The sequence below is a fragment of the Streptomyces changchenzhani genome, assembly GCF_039766235.1.
Classification (GTDB): domain Bacteria; phylum Actinomycetota; class Actinomycetes; order Streptomycetales; family Streptomycetaceae; genus Streptomyces.
On the sequence record NZ_JBDHNH010000007.1, the window covers coordinates 70,177 to 86,508 of the forward strand.

Genomic DNA, 16,332 nt, shown 5'->3' on the forward strand with positions numbered 1-16,332 from the left:
TCGCGGGGTCCGGCAGGCACTCCCTCAAGGCCTTAAGGGCCAGGGGGGACCTCCTGCGGCGTTGTCGTCACTCGTGATGGCTTCTTCCTCAAGCTCGCGGCTTCGCTCGACCGGGGGAGAGCCCATCTCCCCCTCCTCCGCCTCGCAGCTGCACGCACCACACCCCGCTCCTTGACCCACGGAGACCGACCGGACATCCCCTGGCTCCAGTACGTACGACAGCGCCCGCCGTGCCCTCTGTGGCCACGGCGGGCGCTGCCCTATGTTGATCAGCATGGCGACTGGCATGCTGCCCGAATCCCGTACGGAGGCCGATGGTTCGGCCGTGATCCGTGTTCTCAGCTACAACATCCGCTCGATGCGCGACGACGAGGACGCACTGGCCCGGGTGATCCGTGCCTGCGAGCCCGACCTGGTGCTCGTGCAGGAGGCGCCCCGCTTCTTCCGCTGGCGCAAACACGCGGCGCGGCTCGCGGCGAAGAGTGAGCTCGTGGTGCTGAGCGGCGGCGCCACCGCGTCGGGGCCGCTGCTGCTGTGCTCGCTGCGTGCCACGGTGGAGCGGACCGAGGACGTACTGCTGCCGCGTACGCCGGGGCTGCACCAACGCGGCTTCGCCACAGCGGTCGTGCGGATCGGGGGCGCGAGACTAGGGGTGCTGAGCTGCCACCTCAGCCTGCAGAGCAAGGAGCGCTACGCGCAGGCGGGGCTGCTGCTGGACCGGCTCGCGGCGATGGGCGTGCTGCATGCGATCGCGGGCGGCGACCTCAACGACCGCCCGGACGGCCGGGCGTTCGGCCGCCTGGCGGTGGGGCTTCAGGACTGCTGGGCGACGGCTCCGTGGGGTGGCGAGTACACCTCGACGCCGGACCGCCCACACCAGCGCATCGACGCGCTCTTCGCGACGCGGGGTGTCGAAGTGCTGGGATGCGGCGTGCCGTTGTACCTGCCGGACACGGATCTGAGGGCGGCGACGGACCACTTGCCGGTACTGGCGGCGGTGCGGGTGCCGGCGGCGGGGTAAGGGGTGTGCCTGCGGCGCTGTCCCCTACCCGCCCCTTCCCGTAACTGGGGCTCGGCCCCAGACCCCGGTCCTCAATCGCCGGACGGGCTGAAAGGGTTCCGGATGCGGTGCATATTCAGCCCGTCCGGGGGTCTGGGGGCTTGCCCCCACCACGCGGCGGCAGCCGCAAAATGTCACAGCGGGAAGGGGCGGGTAGGGGGCAAGCTCGCCGCAGGCGCCCGCCCCCCCCGCTACACCACCGCTCCGCGCCCCGGGTCGTCCCCGCCCTCTTCGTCCTCGTGGGCCATCCGCCCCACCAGCGTGCCGAAACCGCCCAGGAACCCGCCGACACCGGCCAGCGTGAGCCACCACGTCATGTCCCACTGGAGCAGCACCGCGACGAGCAGCAGCAGCGGCCCGCCGATGACCGCGAGCCAGGCGAACCTGGCCGTGGTGTCCGCGGATGGCAGCGGCGGCGGCTCCGGCGGGACGAAGTGACCCTCGTCGCTCGCACCGAGGTCGCCGTCGGCGGGCTCCGCCACCGAGTAGTCGCGCGGGCTGCCGACGCCGGGGGCGAAGACGACGGAGCTGCCGAGCGGCTTGCTCGGCTCCGGGTCCGGGTCCTGCTCGGCCGCGGGCTCGCGGTCCTTCTTCAGCGACTTCTCGGAAAGACCGGAGGGGCTGGAGGGGCTGGGCGGGCTGGTAGGGCCGGACGGGCCGGACCGGTCCGCGGCACCGTCCGTGGTGCTGCTGTTGCGCTCGCCCTCCAGCAGGGCCAGATCCTCGATCGACTTGAACGGCTTCGCGCCCGGCGGATCCGGCGGCTCGTCCCCGTACCCGGCGACGATCGCCGCCCAGACGGAGTCCTCGTCCAGGGGCTTCCCGGCAGGGTCGGCGGCGGCATCGGCAGCGGCCGACGCCGGCTCCTCCGGCTCCCGTTCCTCCTCGCGGCCCGCGGGCTCCGCGTCATGCTCAGCCACCGGTGCTGCTCCCCTTCTTTCCGATACTCGGAGCGAGGCGGCCGATGAACGCATAGCTCTCGTCGAAAATCCGCTCCGCGTCATGGTCCAACGTCGCGACGTGGTAGCTCTGTTCCAGCACCACCTCGGTGACGTCCGTGGAGGAGACCCGGCTGAGGATGCGGGCCGAGTCGGCGGGCGGCACCACATGGTCCTGCGGGCTGTGCAGCAGCAACAGCGGCTGGGTGACCTGGGGCAGCTCGGTGTCCACGAGCCGGAAGAAATTCCGCACGGAGTGCGCGGAGTGCAGCGGGACGCGGTCGTAGCCGACCTCCTCCGCACCTTCCTTGGCGATGTCGCTGCGCAGCCCCTTCGTCGTACGGACCAAATGGCGGGCCACCGGCAGCGCGTACGCCGACAGGCCGTGCACCTTGTTGGCCGGGTTGACGACCGCGATACCCGCGACGTCGTGCCCGTGCTTGGCGGCCAGCCGCAGTGCCAGCGCCCCGCCCATCGAAAGGCCGAAGACGAAGACCTGCGAGCACCGCTCCAGGAGCACCCGCAGCTCGCGGTCGACCTCCGCGTACCAGTCCTGCCAGCCCGTGACCTGCATGTCCTCCCAGCGGGTGCCGTGGCCGGGCAGCAGCGGCAGCGAGACGGTCAGCCCCCGCTCGGCCAGATGATCGGCCCAGGGGCGCACTGACTGCGGGGAACCGGTGAAACCGTGACAGAGGAGGACGCCGACCTCTCCGCCCTCGTGGCGGAACGGCTCGGCTCCAGGAAGGACCGGCACCGGGGTCTCCTGTTCATGTGGCTCGATAGGGCTTCTCGGGACTTCGTCGGCCTTCACAAGACCTCATACGCAAGGCCTCATACGTGTCATAGGCCGTCATAAGGCTCCGGAAAGCCGGGATGGCGAGGGGGTGTCAAAGGTGTAGTTCACCGTACGCGACCGGACCGACACCGACCAGGTCCGTCGGCCGTCTTGTGCGCCGCCCGGTGAGCCGCCTTCTGAGAGAGAGCGCAGGCCCGGCACGGGTTAAGGTCGATGCGACAGACAAGGGAAGGCAGTCGAGTTGATCTACGGCGCAATGAAGTTTTCCATCGGAGGGTCGCTGAAGGTTGCTTTCAGGCCCTGGGTGGAGGGCCTCGAAAACATCCCTGCCGAGGGGCCGGCGATCCTCGCGAGCAACCATCTGTCCTTCTCGGACTCCTTTTTCCTGCCGGCGGTTCTCGACCGCAAGGTCACGTTCATCGCCAAGGCGGAGTACTTCACCTCGCCCGGCGTGAAGGGAAAGCTGACGGCGGCCTTCTTCAAGGGCGTCGGCCAGCTGCCAGTGGACCGCTCCGGCGGGCGCGGCGCCGGTGAGTCGGCGATCAACGCCGGCATCGAGGTCATCAGAGGCGGCGGGCTCTTCGGTATCTATCCGGAGGGCACCCGCTCCCCGGACGGCCGGCTCTACCGCGGCAAGCCGGGAGGCCTCGCCCGGGTGGCGCTGGCCACCGGCGCACCGGTGATCCCGGTCGCGATGATCGACACCGAGAAGATCCAGCCGCCCGGCAAGGTCGTGCCCAAGCTGATGCGCCCCGGCATCCGGATCGGCAAGCCGTTGGACTTCAGCCGCTATCACGGCATGGAGGGCGACCGGTTCATTCTCAGGTCGGTGACCGATGAGGTCATGTACGAAATCATGAAGCTCTCCGGCCAGGAGTACGTCGACGTGTACGCGACCGCCGCGAAGCAGCAGATCGCGGTCGCGGAGAAGGCGGCCAAGGCCGAAAGGGCGGAGCTGGAGAAGGCGGCCAAGGCGAAAATCGCCGAAGAGGCGGAACGATCCGGCGCGTAACCGCGTCCGTTCGGGGGTGGGGATGATGGCCAAGGCCCAGCGCGAGCAGGTCGTGCGTATGTCGGTCGAGCAGCCGCTGTGGCGTGCGCTGACCGCGTACCGCGTCCTGACGATGATCTACGCGGTACTCCTGTTCGTGTTCACCCGGCAGAGGTTCGAGCGCCCCTGGGTGGCCGTCGCCTTCCTCGCGGTGATGGTCGTCTGGACCGTCGTCACGCTCCCCAAGGTGGCGAACGCGGCGAGCTGCACCAAGCGCTTCCTCGGCGCCGACCTCACCGTCGCCCTGACCGGCATCATGCTCACGCCCCTCGCCGACGCGCAGGCACAGCAGATCGACGGCCCGACCCTGCCGACGATATGGACCGCGGGCGCCGTCCTGGCGTTCGCGATCAAGGGCGGCTGGCGCTGGGCGGCCTTTGCCTCCAGCTTCGTAGCCGTCGCCAACATCGTCGAGCGGGGCCACCCGAGCCGGGACACCTTCCACAACGTCCTGCTCGTGTGGGTCGCCTCCATCGCCATCGGTTACGTCGTCGAGGTCGCCCGCGCCTCCGAGCGCACCCTCGCCCGCGCCCTGGAGATCGAGGCCGCCACCCGCGAGCGGGAGCGGCTGGCCCGTGACATCCACGACAGCGTGCTCCAGGTGCTCGCCATGGTGCAGCGCCGGGGCAACGCGCTGGGTGGTGAGGCGGCCGAGCTGGGCCGGATGGCGGGAGAGCAGGAAGTGGCGCTGCGCACCCTGGTCTCCAGCGGCCTGGTGCCCGCCACCAGGGTCTCGGAGGACGCGGCGCAGGGCGCGGTGGTCCGTACGGTCGAGGTCGACGAGCCCCATGGCTCCGACAGAGGCGGGCCGTGCGATCTGCGCGCGCTGCTCGCCGCGCACGCCGGGTCGAAGGTGAGCTTCGCTGAGCCCGGCGCCCCGGTCCTGCTGGAACCGGCGGCGGCCAGGGAGCTCGCCGGGGCTGTCAGTGCCGCACTGGACAATGTGCGCAGGCATGCCGGTGAGGACGCCCAGGCCTGGATCCTGGTCGAGGACTGGCCGCAGGAAGTGATCGTGACGGTGCGGGACGACGGGCCCGGTATCCCGGAGGGCAGGCTCGTGCAGGCCGAGGGGGAGGGGCGGCTCGGTGTCGCCCAGTCGATCCGCGGGCGGCTGCGCGACATCGGCGGCACCGCCGAGCTGACCTCGGTACCGGGGCAGGGCACGGAAGTTGAACTGAAAGTTCCACGGGGGAAGGCAGGACAGGCGCGATGAGCGACCAGAGTGATCAGAGTGAGCACGGGACGATCCGGGTGATGGTGGTCGACGATCACCCGATGTGGCGGGACGCGGTCGCCCGCGACCTGGCCGCCGCCGGCTTCGACGTGGTCGCCACGGCGGGCGACGGCCCGCAGGCGGTGCGCCGGGCCAGGGCCGTCATGCCCCAGGTCCTCGTCCTGGACCTCAACCTGCCGGGGATGCCCGGCGTCCAGGTCTGCAAGGAGCTGGTCGGCGCCGACCCGGGCCTGCGGGTGCTGGTCCTGTCGGCGAGCGGTGAGCACGCCGACGTGCTGGAAGCGGTGAAGTCCGGCGCGACGGGCTATCTGCTGAAGTCGGCCGGCCCCGAGGAGCTGATCGACGCGGTGCGCCGCACGGCCGCGGGCGACCCGGTCTTCACCCCCGGTCTGGCCGGTCTGGTCCTAGGTGAGTACCGCCGCCTCGCCTCCGACCCGGTCCCCGCCGCGTCCAACGAACCCAAGGCCCCGCAGCTCACCGAGCGCGAGACCGAGGTACTGCGGCTGGTCGCCAAGGGGCTCTCGTACAAGCAGATCGCCGAGCGCCTGGTGATCTCGCACCGCACCGTCCAGAACCACGTGCAGAACACCCTCGGCAAGCTCCAGCTGCACAACCGTGTGGAGCTCGTGCGGTACGCGATCGAACGCGGCCTCGACGACGCCTGACAGGGGCGCCCGAAGTGGGACTCGGCGATCAACGCCTGTTTTGTATAAGGGAATTGACCTTTCGCCCCATGTTCCTGTGACCTGGATCACCACTAGCGTGGCGGCTCACAGCTGACTGTGGCGAAGGGACAATTCCATGCGGGTAGGAGTACTGACCGGGGGCGGCGACTGCCCCGGGCTCAATGCGGTAATCCGCGCAGTCGTCCGCAAGGGCGTGCAGGAGTACGGCTACGACTTCATCGGCTTCCGGGACGGCTGGCGCGGGCCGCTCGAAGGCGACACCGTACGGCTCGGCATCCCGGAGGTCCGCGGCATCCTGCCGCGCGGCGGCACCATCCTCGGCTCCTCGCGCACCAACCCCCTCCAGGCCCAGGACGGCATCCGCCGTGTCAAGGAGAACCTGGCCGAGCACGAGGTCGACTCGCTCATCGTGATAGGCGGCGAGGACACGCTCGGTGTCGCCGCGCGGCTGTCCGGCGAGGACGGCGTCCCCTGCGTCGGCGTACCCAAGACCATCGACAACGACCTGTCCGCCACCGACTACACCTTCGGCTTCGACACCGCCGTCGGTATCGCGACGGAGGCGATCGACCGCCTCCACACCACCGCCGAATCGCACATGCGCGTCCTCGTCGTCGAGGTCATGGGCCGGCACGCGGGCTGGATAGCCCTGCACTCCGGGCTCGCGGGCGGGGCGAACGTCATCCTCATCCCCGAGCAGCGCTTCGACATCGACCAGGTCTGCGGCTGGATCACCTCCCGCTTCAGGGCGTCGTACGCCCCGATCGTCGTCGTCGCGGAGGGCGCGATGCCCAAGGACGGCGAGCTGGTGCTCAAGGACGGCACGATGGACTCCTTCGGGCACGTCCGGCTGTCGGGCGTGGGGGAGTGGCTGGCCAAGGAGATCGAGAAGCGCACCGGCAAGGAGGCCAGGACCACCGTCCTGGGGCACGTCCAGCGCGGTGGCACACCGAGCGCCTTCGACCGTTGGCTGGCCACCCGCTTCGGGCTGCACGCGATCGACGCGGTGCGCGACGGCGACTTCGGCAAGATGGTCGCGCTCCAGGGGACGGACATCGTGCGGGTGCCGATCGGTGAGGCGACGGCGCAGCTCAAGACGGTCGACCCGAAGCTCTACGCCGAGGTGGGCGTCTTCTTCGGCTGATCCGCTTGGGCTGATTCGGATCAGCCGATTCGGATCTGCTGGTCCGCCGGGTTCCCGGCCGGGCGGGGCCGGGCTGTGGGCCGTATATTCGCGATATCCGGCCCACAGCTCACCTTTGGCTTCGCTTGGCCCTACTTGGGGGAAAAGTCGTGGAAATCCTGGCCTTCGGCGTACAGGTCGACGAGAAGCCGCTCATCGAGAAGGCCTTCGCGGGACACCACGCCCTCGATGTCCGCTGCCGCAGCCTCGATGTGTTCCTCACCGAGGACACCGCGCCCATCGCCGCCGGATACGAGATCATCAGCTCCAGCGTCAACGCCGACCTGGGCGCGAGCGTCCTGCGCGCCCTGGCGGCCGGCGGAACGAAGATGATCGCCCAGCGCTCCACCGGGTTCAACAACATTGATCTCGACGTCGCCCGGGAGCTCGGGCTGACCGTCGCCCGCGTCTCGTACTACTCCCCGTACTCGGTCGCCGAATTCGCCTGGACCCTCGCAATGGCCGTCAACCGCCGCATCGTGCGCGCCGCGGGCCGCACCCGCGACTTCGACTTCCGCCTGGACGGGCTGCTGGGCCGCGACATGCGCGGGCGCACGGTGGGGGTCGTCGGCACCGGCAAGATCGGCGAGGCGTTCACCCGGATCGCCCATGGCTTTGGCATGAACCTGCTGGGCTGGGACATCGCGCGCAACCCCGCCTGCGTCGAGCTGGGCATGAAGTACGTCGAGCGTGACGAGCTGCTGGCCGCCTCCGACGTGATCAGCCTGCACGTTCCGCTGATGCCGGCCACCCATCACCTCATCGACGCGGACGCGCTGCGGTCGATGAAGGACGACGCGATCCTGGTGAACTCCAGCCGCGGCGGGCTCGTGGACACCGACGCGCTGGTCGACGAGTTGCGGCTGGGGCGCTTCGCCGGGGTGGGCCTGGATGTGTACGAGGCGGAGGCCGGGCTCTTCTTCCTGGACAAGTCGCTGGTGGCCGTGGAGGACGACACCCTGGCGCGGCTGATGACCTTCCCCAATGTGCTGGTCACCTCGCACCAGGCGTACTACACGGTGGACGCGGTGGGCGAGATCGTCGCGGCGACCGTCCAGAACGTCGAGGACTATCTGGCAGGCCGCCGCAGCGACAATGTGCTGGTCCCGGAGGCAACCCCCGGACCCGCGTGAGGACTGGTCGGTGGTGAGGACCTATCGGTCGGAGGACTGTCGGTCGTGAGGCCTGTCGGTTACGGCGCCACCGGGGTCGTCAGTCCGGCCAGCAGCTCGCTCACGATCGCCGCCCCGCGCAGCGTCAGCACCGACTCCGGGTGGAACTGGACCGAGGCGAAGCCCGGCCCCCGCAGCGCGTGCAGCTCGCCCGTCGCCGGATCACGGCTGACCTCGACCCCGTGGGCGGCCAGCTCCTCGGCCGCAGCTTCGCCGCAGTGCGCGGCGAAGCTGTTGTAGTAGCCCACCGTCTCCGGGCGCCCGAAGAGGTCGATCCGCTCCTGCGCCCCCTGGTACGGCGCGTTCTTGCGCACGATCCCGAGCCCCAGCTCCGCCGCGATCAGCTCGTGGCCCAGGCAGACCCCGAGCACCCCGTACGCGTGCGAGCCCAGCAGCTCCGCCGTCAGCGCGCGCAGCGCCAGCATGCGGGGGTCGGTCGTGTCCGCCGGATTGCCGGGACCCGGACCCAGCACCACAGGCCCCTCATGGCCGAGGACCGTTTCGCGCAGCCCCGGCTCGTCGTAGCGACGTACCGTGACATCGAGCCCCGAGGCCCGCAGCAGGTGCGCCAGCATCGCGGTGAAGGTGTCCTCGGCGTCCACCACCAGGGCGTGCCCGGACAAGGTGGACGGCACGGTCTGCATACGGAGCCAGAACGGGGCGAGATCGGCGCGCCGGGCCTCCAGTGCGGCCTGGACCCGCGGGTCGTCGGCCAGCCGGGGCCGCACCCCGGTGACCTGCGGTCGCGCCTCGCGCACCCCCAGCGCTGCCAGTACCCCCGCCGCCTTCGCGTGGGTCTCGGCGACCTCGCTCGCCGGGTCCGAGTGGCGCACGAGGGTCGCCCCGACGGGCACCCGCAAGTGGCCCTGCGGCGAGATGTCCGCCGTACGGATCAGGATCGGCGAGTCCAGGGTCTGCGTCCCGCCCTCGTCGCGCCCGATCAGCGCCAGCGCCCCCGCGTAGTAGCCGCGCCCCCCGACCTCGTGGCGTTCGATGACGCGGCACGCGTTCTGTACGGGCGAGCCGGTGACCGTCGCCGCGAACATGGTCTCCCGCAGGACTTCGCGCACATCGAGCGATGAGCGGCCCCGCAGCTCGTACTCGGTGTGCGCGAGGTGCGACATCTCCTTGAGTCGGGGCCCGACGACGACCCCGCCCATGTCGCCGACGGTGCACATCATCTTGAGCTCCTCGTCGACGACCATGGAGAGCTCCTCGGTCTCCTTGCGGTCGCTTAGGAATTCGAGGAGCCCCTCCACGTCCGGCTCGCCCGCCGGGTAGCGGTAGGTCCCGCTGATCGGGTTCATCACGACCGTTCCGCCGGACATCCGCACATGCACCTCGGGGCTGGCGCCGACCAGGGTGCGCTCGCCGGTGTGCACGACATACGTCCAGTACGCGCCGCGCTCCGCGGTGAGCAGCCGCCGGAACAGGGCCAGTGCGTCGGCCCGGCAGAAGCCCGGGATCTCGCCGGTGTACGTCCGGCGGATGACGAAGTTCGCGCCCTGGCCCTGCCCGATCTCGTCCTCGATGACCCGCCGGACGATCCCCGCGTACGCCTCGTCGTCCACGTCGAAGGCGCCGCCCTCGACCCGCACGCCGTGCGCCGGCAGCTGGGCCAGCGCCTCGTCGAGCGGCAGCTCGTACGTCTCGTCGGCGACCAGCACGCTGAGCGGCGTCCCGTCGTCGCGCACGTCGAAGCCACGTTCTCTGATCTGCCGGAACGGCACCAGGGCCAGGGCGGGCGGTCCGTCGGCCGGGATGTCGGCGAGGTGCTCGACCTCACGCACAGAGCCGATCAGGACCTCGACGGTGTCGTGGTCACGCCCCGGCGTGCGCCTGCGCAGCAGCGCGAAGGGCGGACCGTCTTCGCCGAGCAGCCTGTCGATGAGCATGGGATGCGTTCCTTCCGGAGAGGAGGAACGGCCCGAAACAAAAAAGGCCGCCCTCCGGGGCGGCCTTCGCGTTGTCTGGGTACGCGCAATCAGTGGGCCGCTGGATGAGCGGTCCACCACCAGGTGTGGGTCAAGTGCGCGAACATGAAGTGGATCGTAGCGCACGGCCCGGCGCGCGAAGCGCCGTCTCAACGGCTGTCTCAGTGGGCGGGCGTGTGCCGACGAGGCAATGACGACCCCGTACTCTTGTGGCGTGATCGTGAAAGCTGAATCCCAAGGCGTCGCCGCGAAGGCGACCTGGCGAGACCTTCCCGCGGCGCAGCAGCCCGAGTACCCGGATGCCGAGGCCCTGCGCGATGTGATCGCGGAGCTTGAGTCGTATCCGCCGCTCGTCTTCGCGGGCGAGTGCGACCAGCTGCGTGCCCGACTGGGAGCCGTCGCCAAGGGCGAAGCGTTCCTGCTGCAGGGCGGTGACTGCGCCGAGGCCTTCGACGCGGTGTCCGCCGACCACATCCGCAACAAGCTCAAGACCCTCCTCCAGATGGGCGCGGTGCTGACGTACGCCGCTTCGGTGCCCGTCGTGAAGGTGGGCCGGATCGCCGGTCAGTACTCCAAGCCGCGCTCCAAGCCGACCGAGACCCGCGACGGCGTGACCCTGCCGACGTACCGCGGCGACTCGGTCAACGGCTTCGAGTTCACCGAGAAGTCCCGGATCCCGGATCCGGACCGGCTGAAGCGGATGTACCACGCGTCCGCCTCCACGCTGAACCTGGTGCGCGCCTTCACCACCGGCGGTTACGCCGACCTGCGCCAGGTGCACGCCTGGAACCAGGACTTCGTGAAGTCGTCCCCGTCCGGACAGCGTTATGAGCAGCTGGCCCGTGAGATCGACAACGCGCTGAACTTCATGAAGGCGGCGGGCACCGACCCGGCCGAGTTCCGCACGGTGGAGTTCTACGCCTCCCACGAGGCGCTGCTGATGGACTACGAGTCCGCGCTGACCCGCGTCGACTCCCGCACGGGCCATCTGTACGACGTATCGGCCCACATGGTGTGGGTCGGTGAGCGCACCCGCCAGCTCGACGGCGCGCACATCGAGTTCGCCTCGCAGATCCGCAACCCGATCGGCGTAAAGCTGGGCCCGACGACCACGGTCGACGAGGCGCTGCAGTACATCGAGAAGCTCGACCCGGAGCGCGAGCCCGGCCGGCTGACCTTCGTCGTCCGGATGGGCGCCGACAAGGTCCGCGACAAGCTCCCCGAGCTGGTCGAGAAGGTATCGGCCTCCGGCGCCACCGTGGTGTGGGTCACCGACCCGATGCACGGCAACACCTACGAGGCCGCCTCCGGCCACAAGACGCGGCGCTTCGACGACGTGCTCGACGAGGTCAAGGGCTTCTTCGAGGTCCACAAGGGCCTCGGTACGCACCCGGGCGGCATCCATGTCGAGCTGACCGGTGACGACGTCACCGAGTGCGTGGGTGGCGGCGACGAGATCTTCGTCGACGACCTGCACCAGCGCTACGAGACGGCCTGCGACCCGCGGCTCAACCGCAGCCAGTCGCTGGACCTGGCGTTCCTGGTGGCCGAGATGTACCGGGATCAGTAGAAATCTGAGCAGAAAATGACTGTGGGGCGCGGATCGAATGTGATCCGCGCCCCACAGTCGTTCCGGGGGCTTTTGCGAGCAGCCCCGGCCGGGTAAGGTTAGGTTGACCTAACTGAGAACGTGTCCCCCCGGCCCCCGTGAGGAGGTGCTCCGCGTGTTCGTCTGCATGTGCTTCGGCGTTACCGACCGGCAGATCGAGGAGCACGCGGCCGCCGGTGCCTGCACACCGCGCCAGATAGCGTCGGTCAGCAAGGCGGGGACGGACTGCGGATCGTGCGTCCGCACGATCCAGGGGCTCCTCGGCAGGGGCGCGTGTCCGCGCCGTGAGCTGATGGAGCAGGGCGCGGAAGCGCTGAGCGACACAGCTCTGAGTGAGGTCGCGCTCAGCGAAGCCGCCTAGAGCTCCCGGGGTGTCCCCCTAGCTGCTCGGCTGCTCGATCAGCTGCGCGATGTAGAGCGCCTCACCGAGCTTCTCGACCAGCTCCAGCTGGGTGTCGAGATAGTCGATGTGGTGTTCCTCGTCGGCCAGGATGTCTTCGAAGATCTTCGCCGACGTGATGTCGCCCTTGCCCCGCATGACCTCCGCGCCGCGCTTGAGGCGGTCGATCGCCTCGGCCTCGACTTGCCGGTCGGCCTGGAACATCTCGGTGACGGTCTGACCCACACGGACGTGGAAGAGCCGCTGGTAGTTCGGCAGTCCGTCCAGGAAGAGAATCCGGTCGGTCAGCAGCTCGGCGTGCTTCATCTCGTCGATCGACTCGGACCGCGTGTAAGCGGCGAGCTTCGTCCAGCCGAAATTTTCCTGCATCTTCGCGTGGAGGAAGTACTGGTTGATCGCCGTCAGTTCGGCGGTCAGTTGCTCATTGAGGAACTCAAGGACCTCGGGGTCGCCCTGCATTGCAGAGGCTCCTTCCAGGCGTTGTACTCGGCAGGTTTCGCGCATCCTCGCACCACGCGCGCGGACCGTCCAGTAAGTACAGGCTTAGTATGGCTTGCACCGAATCGGGGCAGACCTGGTCATGACCACCCCTCGCGGTCTGTCACCATGGAGTACATGGGTCAGCCGGAAAGCCGGGAACATCGTGCGTCGGGATCGTCCGAGCTTCCGCCGGGCCAGCGACTGCAGCGCGGCTGGCCGGTCACCCATTACGGTCCCGTGCCCAAGTTCAAGCCGGACCGCTGGGAGTTCAGGGTTTTCGGCGCCACGGCCGACGGCGACAAACACTGCTGGAACCACGAGGAATTCTCGGCACTCCCGTTCTCCACGGTCGAGGGCGATCTGCACTGCGTGACGAAGTTCAGCATGCTGGGGGCCGAATGGGGCGGCGTGCTCGCAAGCACCCTCGCCGAACTCGCTCCCCCCGCCCCCGGCGCCACTCATGTCATGGTCTGGGCCGAGTACGGCTTCAGCGCGAATCTGCGGATCGCCGACTTCGTTTCGGACCGCGCGATCTTCGCCACCCACAAGGGCGGTGAGCTGCTCACCGCGGAGCACGGCTTTCCGCTGCGACTCGTCGTGCCTCATCTGTACGCCTGGAAGGGCCCCAAGTGGGTCCGGGGCGTCGAGTACATGACGGCGGACCGCCGCGGCTTCTGGGAAGAGCGCGGCTATCACAATCTGGGCGACCCCTGGCGCGAGCAGCGCTACTCCTATCAGGAGGAGCCGGGGGACGGCCCCGAGCTGTAGCCCGTACGCGCAGCCGGGTGCCTCAGTGGTGGTACTTGGTGCACCTGGGATTCGGGGCGGTTTCGGCGGCCCTCAGAAGTCGCGCATTTCCTTCAGCCGGGCCACATCGGCCGCGTGCCCCTCCTTGCCGCCGGGCGTCTCGATCGTCAGCGGCACCCCCTCGGTCGCCGGGTGCGAGAACAGCTCGCGGAACGGGCCCTCGCCGATATGGCCCGCGCCGATGTTCTCGTGGCGGTCCTTGTGCGCGCCGACGGTCTCCTTGGAATCATTGGCGTGGATCAGCTTGAGCCGGCCCTCGCCGACAGTGTCCACCAGCAGGTCCAGGGTCTGCTTCATCCCGCCGGGGCCCGCGAGATCGTGCCCGGCCGCGTAGATGTGGCAGGTGTCGAGACAGACGCCCAGCTTGGGATGGGCGTCGAGCGCCTCGAAGTACGGGCCGAAGTCCCAGGTCCTCGAGCACAGCGAGAAGCCCTGCCCGGCCGTCGACTCAAGCAGCAGGAACGGGTCGTCGTCGTGGGTCAGTTCGTCCAGGAGCGGCAGCAGATGTGTACGTACCTGGGCGAGGGCCTCCGAGCGCGGCCGGCCGCCGGTGGCCGAACCGGTGTGCACCACCACACCCAGCGCGCCGATCTCCCGGCCGCGGCGCAGCGAGTGCCGCAGCGACTCCACCGACTTCGCCACCGTTGCCTCGGTGTGCGAACCGAAGTTGATCAGGTACGGGGCATGGACGTACACCGGGATCCGCTCCGCGGCGCAGGCCGCGCGGAACTGCTCGTCCTGGGCCGGGTTCCCGGTGGGCGTCGCCCAGCCGCGTGGATTGGCGACGAAGACCTGCACGGCCTCGGCGCCCATCTCACGGGCGTACGGAAGCCCGGTGGTGGCGAGGCCGCCCGCCACGGGGATGTGGCCGCCGACGGGATTGCGGGAGGGAAAAGGTGCGTTGCTCATCACCCTCCAGGATGCCAGGGCGGGCGCCGCCCATCGACACGGGCACCCGGCCCCGTCCTACAGCCCCTTGGTCGTGATGGTGATCGTGCTGCCCTCCGGGGCCTCGCTGCCGCCGTCCACCGACTGGCTCGCGATCTCGTCACTGAAGGAGAGGAAGGGCTGGTCGACTTCGACCGCGAAGCCCGCTTCCTTCAGCTCGGCCTTCGCGTCGTCGACGTTGTCACCGACCACATCGGGTACGGAGATCATCCGTGGCCCCTTGGAGACCGTCAGCGTGATGGTGTCGCCCGCGGCGAGCTGGGCGCCCTCGGCCGCGGACTGCCTGGCGACGGAACCCGCGTCCTGGGGCGAGAAGACCTGGTCGGGCGCGGTCTTGACGGTGAACCCGGCTTCCTTCAGCTCGGCGGTGGCGTCCGCCACGGTTTCGCCGGTCACGTCGGGCACATCGAGAGGGGCGCCCCTGCTGATGACCATGGCGACCGCGGAGTCCGGCTGCCGGCCGGTCCCTGCGGCGGGCTTCGTGCGGATGACGGCGCCCTGCGCGATGTCCTCGTTGAATTCCCTGGTCACGATGCCAGGAGCCAGGCCTGTCTTTTTCAGCTCACTCCTGGCCTTGGCCAGCGGCATCTGCTCCAGGTCGGGGACCTTGACGATCTCCGGGCCGCGCGAGACGACGAGCGTCACCGAGCCGTTGGTACGGATGCGCTCGCCGGACTTGGGGGCGCTGTTCATGACGGTGCCCCGGTCGAAGCTGTCGCTGAACTTCCGCTCGACCTTCTTCACATCGAGCCCGGCGTCCGAGAGCCGCTTGCCGGCCTGCTTCTCCGACTGCGTGAGAAGCGGCGGGACACGGGTGAACTGGCCGGAGTTGATGTACCAGACGCCTGCGCCCACACCGAGGACCAGCAGGACGGCGATGACCAGCGCCAGTACACCTCGACGGGGCGCGAAGGCACGGCTGCGGCGCGGCGGTTGGGGCTGCGGCGGCCCCGGCGGCTGCATCTGAAGCCGACTGGTGCGGTTGAGGGGCTCCTGGCGGCCGCCGTCCGCGGGAACGGGCGTACGGGCCGCTCCGAGCGCCCGCGGAATGACGCTCGTGCGGTCCTGGGAGCCGTCGTGCGCCTCGGTACGGGCCTGCGGCGGCACCGCGTCGAGCTGCTCGTCGCCGAGCTCGGCGCGCGCCTCCCTGGCCCGCGCGAGCAGTGCGACGGCGTCGTACGGCCGGATCTCGGGGTTGCGTGCGGTGGCGCTCGCCACCAGCTCGTCCAGTGCCACGGCCAGACCGGGCACGGCGGCCGACGGGGCGGGCACGTCCTCGTGGAGGTGCTGGTAGAGCACGTGGGCGGCGGTGCCGCCCGAGTGCGGCTTGGCGCCGGTCAGCATTTCGTAGAGCACCACGCCGCAGGCGTAGACATCGACACGGGTGTCCGCCGTGCCGTGTTCTATCTGCTCGGGCGCGAGATACGACACCGTGCCGAGGATGGATCCGGTGGTGCTGGTGATGGTGTCCACCGCCCGCACGAGGCCGAAGTCGGCGACCTTGACCCGGCCGTCGTCCCCTATCAGCACGTTCTCCGGCTTCATGTCCCGGTGGACGAACCCGGCGCGATGCGCGGCGCCGAGCGCGGCCAGGACCGGCTCCAGGATGTCCAGGGCGGCACGCGGCTGGAGCGCGCCGCGCTCGCGCAGTACGTCGCGCAGGGTGCACCCTGCGACGTACTCCATCGCGAGATAGACGTACGCCCCATCGGCGCCCTGGTCGAACACCCCGACCACATTGGGGTGCGACAGCCGGGCCACGGACTTCGCCTCGCGGATGAACCGCTCGACGAAGGAGACGTCGGCCGCCAGCGCGGGGTGCATCACTTTCAGCGCGAGCACCCGGTCGAGGCGGGTGTCGACGGCCCGGTAGACCGTGGCCATGCCGCCCACGGCGATGCGCGCATCGACGCGGTAGCGGCCGTCGAGCACATGCCCGACGAGCGGGTCCTGAAGGGTCGTATCCACGCAGGCGAGTCTACGAGCCAGGACCGGCACCCCGAACTCCGCGGGCAGCCCCGCGACCGTACTGAA

The 16,332-nt window shown here is 69.7% G+C and carries 16 protein-coding genes; 9 read left to right on the forward strand and 7 right to left on the reverse strand.

Annotated elements, in window-relative coordinates; translation table 11 throughout:
- Window positions 1-274: 274 nt before the first annotated feature.
- The gene (locus ABCR94_RS22200) at window positions 275-1,021 is read left to right on the forward strand and encodes an endonuclease/exonuclease/phosphatase family protein (RefSeq protein WP_347121510.1); all 747 of its coding nucleotides are present in this window, start codon (window positions 275-277) and stop codon (window positions 1,019-1,021) included.
- Window positions 1,022-1,251: 230 nt separating this feature from the next.
- On the opposite strand, the gene ABCR94_RS22205 is transcribed toward ABCR94_RS22200, so the two are convergent.
- Both ABCR94_RS22205 and ABCR94_RS22210 read right to left on the reverse strand, forming a co-directional pair.
- Window positions 1,252-1,980: a hypothetical protein gene (locus ABCR94_RS22205; RefSeq protein WP_347121512.1), complete on the reverse strand. Its 729-nt coding sequence runs from the start codon at window positions 1,978-1,980 to the stop codon at window positions 1,252-1,254.
- Entirely contained in the window at window positions 1,973-2,752 is a 780-nt protein-coding gene (locus tag ABCR94_RS22210) for an alpha/beta hydrolase (RefSeq protein WP_347121513.1), read from the reverse strand. Before ABCR94_RS22210 ends, ABCR94_RS22205 begins: the two co-directional genes overlap by 8 nt.
- Before the next feature lie 298 nt (window positions 2,753-3,050).
- Between ABCR94_RS22210 and ABCR94_RS22215 the strand changes: the two genes are divergently transcribed.
- The 5 genes from ABCR94_RS22215 to ABCR94_RS22235 all read left to right on the forward strand — a co-directional run bounded on the left by ABCR94_RS22215 (window position 3,051) and on the right by ABCR94_RS22235 (window position 8,081).
- Window positions 3,051-3,806: a lysophospholipid acyltransferase family protein gene (locus ABCR94_RS22215; protein ID WP_347121515.1), complete on the forward strand. Its 756-nt coding sequence runs from the start codon at window positions 3,051-3,053 to the stop codon at window positions 3,804-3,806.
- A 22-nt stretch (window positions 3,807-3,828) separates the two neighbouring features.
- Window positions 3,829-5,058, forward strand: coding sequence for a MacS family sensor histidine kinase (macS, locus tag ABCR94_RS22220; protein WP_347121517.1), 1,230 nt, complete (start codon window positions 3,829-3,831; stop codon window positions 5,056-5,058).
- Window positions 5,055-5,744: a response regulator gene (locus ABCR94_RS22225; protein ID WP_347121518.1), complete on the forward strand. Its 690-nt coding sequence runs from the start codon at window positions 5,055-5,057 to the stop codon at window positions 5,742-5,744. The genes macS and ABCR94_RS22225 overlap by 4 nt, the downstream gene beginning before the upstream one ends.
- A gap of 136 nt (window positions 5,745-5,880) precedes the next feature.
- Window positions 5,881-6,909 carry a 6-phosphofructokinase gene (locus ABCR94_RS22230; RefSeq protein WP_347121519.1) on the forward strand — a complete coding sequence of 343 codons (1,029 nt, stop codon included), beginning with the start codon at window positions 5,881-5,883 and terminating at the stop codon, window positions 6,907-6,909.
- Between the two features lie 149 nt (window positions 6,910-7,058).
- Entirely contained in the window at window positions 7,059-8,081 is a 1,023-nt protein-coding gene (locus ABCR94_RS22235) for a 2-hydroxyacid dehydrogenase (protein WP_347121521.1), read from the forward strand.
- A gap of 59 nt (window positions 8,082-8,140) precedes the next feature.
- Here ABCR94_RS22235 and ABCR94_RS22240 read toward each other — a convergent pair whose 3' ends face one another.
- Window positions 8,141-10,015 (reverse strand): anthranilate synthase family protein, encoded by a 1,875-nt coding sequence (locus ABCR94_RS22240; protein WP_347121522.1) that lies wholly within the window; start codon window positions 10,013-10,015, stop codon window positions 8,141-8,143.
- An 89-nt stretch (window positions 10,016-10,104) separates the two neighbouring features.
- The gene (locus ABCR94_RS39170; RefSeq protein WP_521977647.1) at window positions 10,105-10,161 is read right to left on the reverse strand and encodes a trp operon leader peptide; all 57 of its coding nucleotides are present in this window, start codon (window positions 10,159-10,161) and stop codon (window positions 10,105-10,107) included.
- Window positions 10,162-10,244: 83 nt separating this feature from the next.
- Between ABCR94_RS39170 and ABCR94_RS22245 the strand changes: the two genes are divergently transcribed.
- Together ABCR94_RS22245 and ABCR94_RS22250 are read left to right on the forward strand one after the other, a co-directional pair.
- Window positions 10,245-11,624: a class II 3-deoxy-7-phosphoheptulonate synthase gene (locus ABCR94_RS22245; protein WP_521977528.1), complete on the forward strand. Its 1,380-nt coding sequence runs from the start codon at window positions 10,245-10,247 to the stop codon at window positions 11,622-11,624.
- Between the two features lie 145 nt (window positions 11,625-11,769).
- Window positions 11,770-12,024: a (2Fe-2S)-binding protein gene (locus ABCR94_RS22250; RefSeq protein WP_347121526.1), complete on the forward strand. Its 255-nt coding sequence runs from the start codon at window positions 11,770-11,772 to the stop codon at window positions 12,022-12,024.
- An 18-nt stretch (window positions 12,025-12,042) separates the two neighbouring features.
- Here the strand turns inward: ABCR94_RS22250 and bfr are convergent, their stop codons facing one another.
- Window positions 12,043-12,522, reverse strand: coding sequence for a bacterioferritin (gene bfr, locus ABCR94_RS22255; protein WP_347121527.1), 480 nt, complete (start codon window positions 12,520-12,522; stop codon window positions 12,043-12,045).
- Window positions 12,523-12,678: 156 nt separating this feature from the next.
- Here bfr and ABCR94_RS22260 point away from each other — a divergent pair, with 156 nt between their 5' ends.
- Window positions 12,679-13,311 carry a sulfite oxidase-like oxidoreductase gene (locus ABCR94_RS22260; RefSeq protein ID WP_347121529.1) on the forward strand — a complete coding sequence of 211 codons (633 nt, stop codon included), beginning with the start codon at window positions 12,679-12,681 and terminating at the stop codon, window positions 13,309-13,311.
- 72 nt (window positions 13,312-13,383) lie between these two features.
- Here the strand turns inward: ABCR94_RS22260 and ABCR94_RS22265 are convergent, their stop codons facing one another.
- Both ABCR94_RS22265 and pknB read right to left on the reverse strand, forming a co-directional pair.
- Window positions 13,384-14,259, reverse strand: a complete 876-nt coding sequence (locus ABCR94_RS22265) for a deoxyribonuclease IV (protein ID WP_347121531.1) — start codon at window positions 14,257-14,259, stop codon at window positions 13,384-13,386.
- A 57-nt stretch (window positions 14,260-14,316) separates the two neighbouring features.
- A complete protein-coding gene (pknB, locus tag ABCR94_RS22270; RefSeq protein WP_347121532.1) occupies window positions 14,317-16,266 on the reverse strand; it encodes a Stk1 family PASTA domain-containing Ser/Thr kinase in 1,950 nt (649 codons plus the stop codon).
- Between the last annotated feature and the right edge of the window lie 66 nt (window positions 16,267-16,332).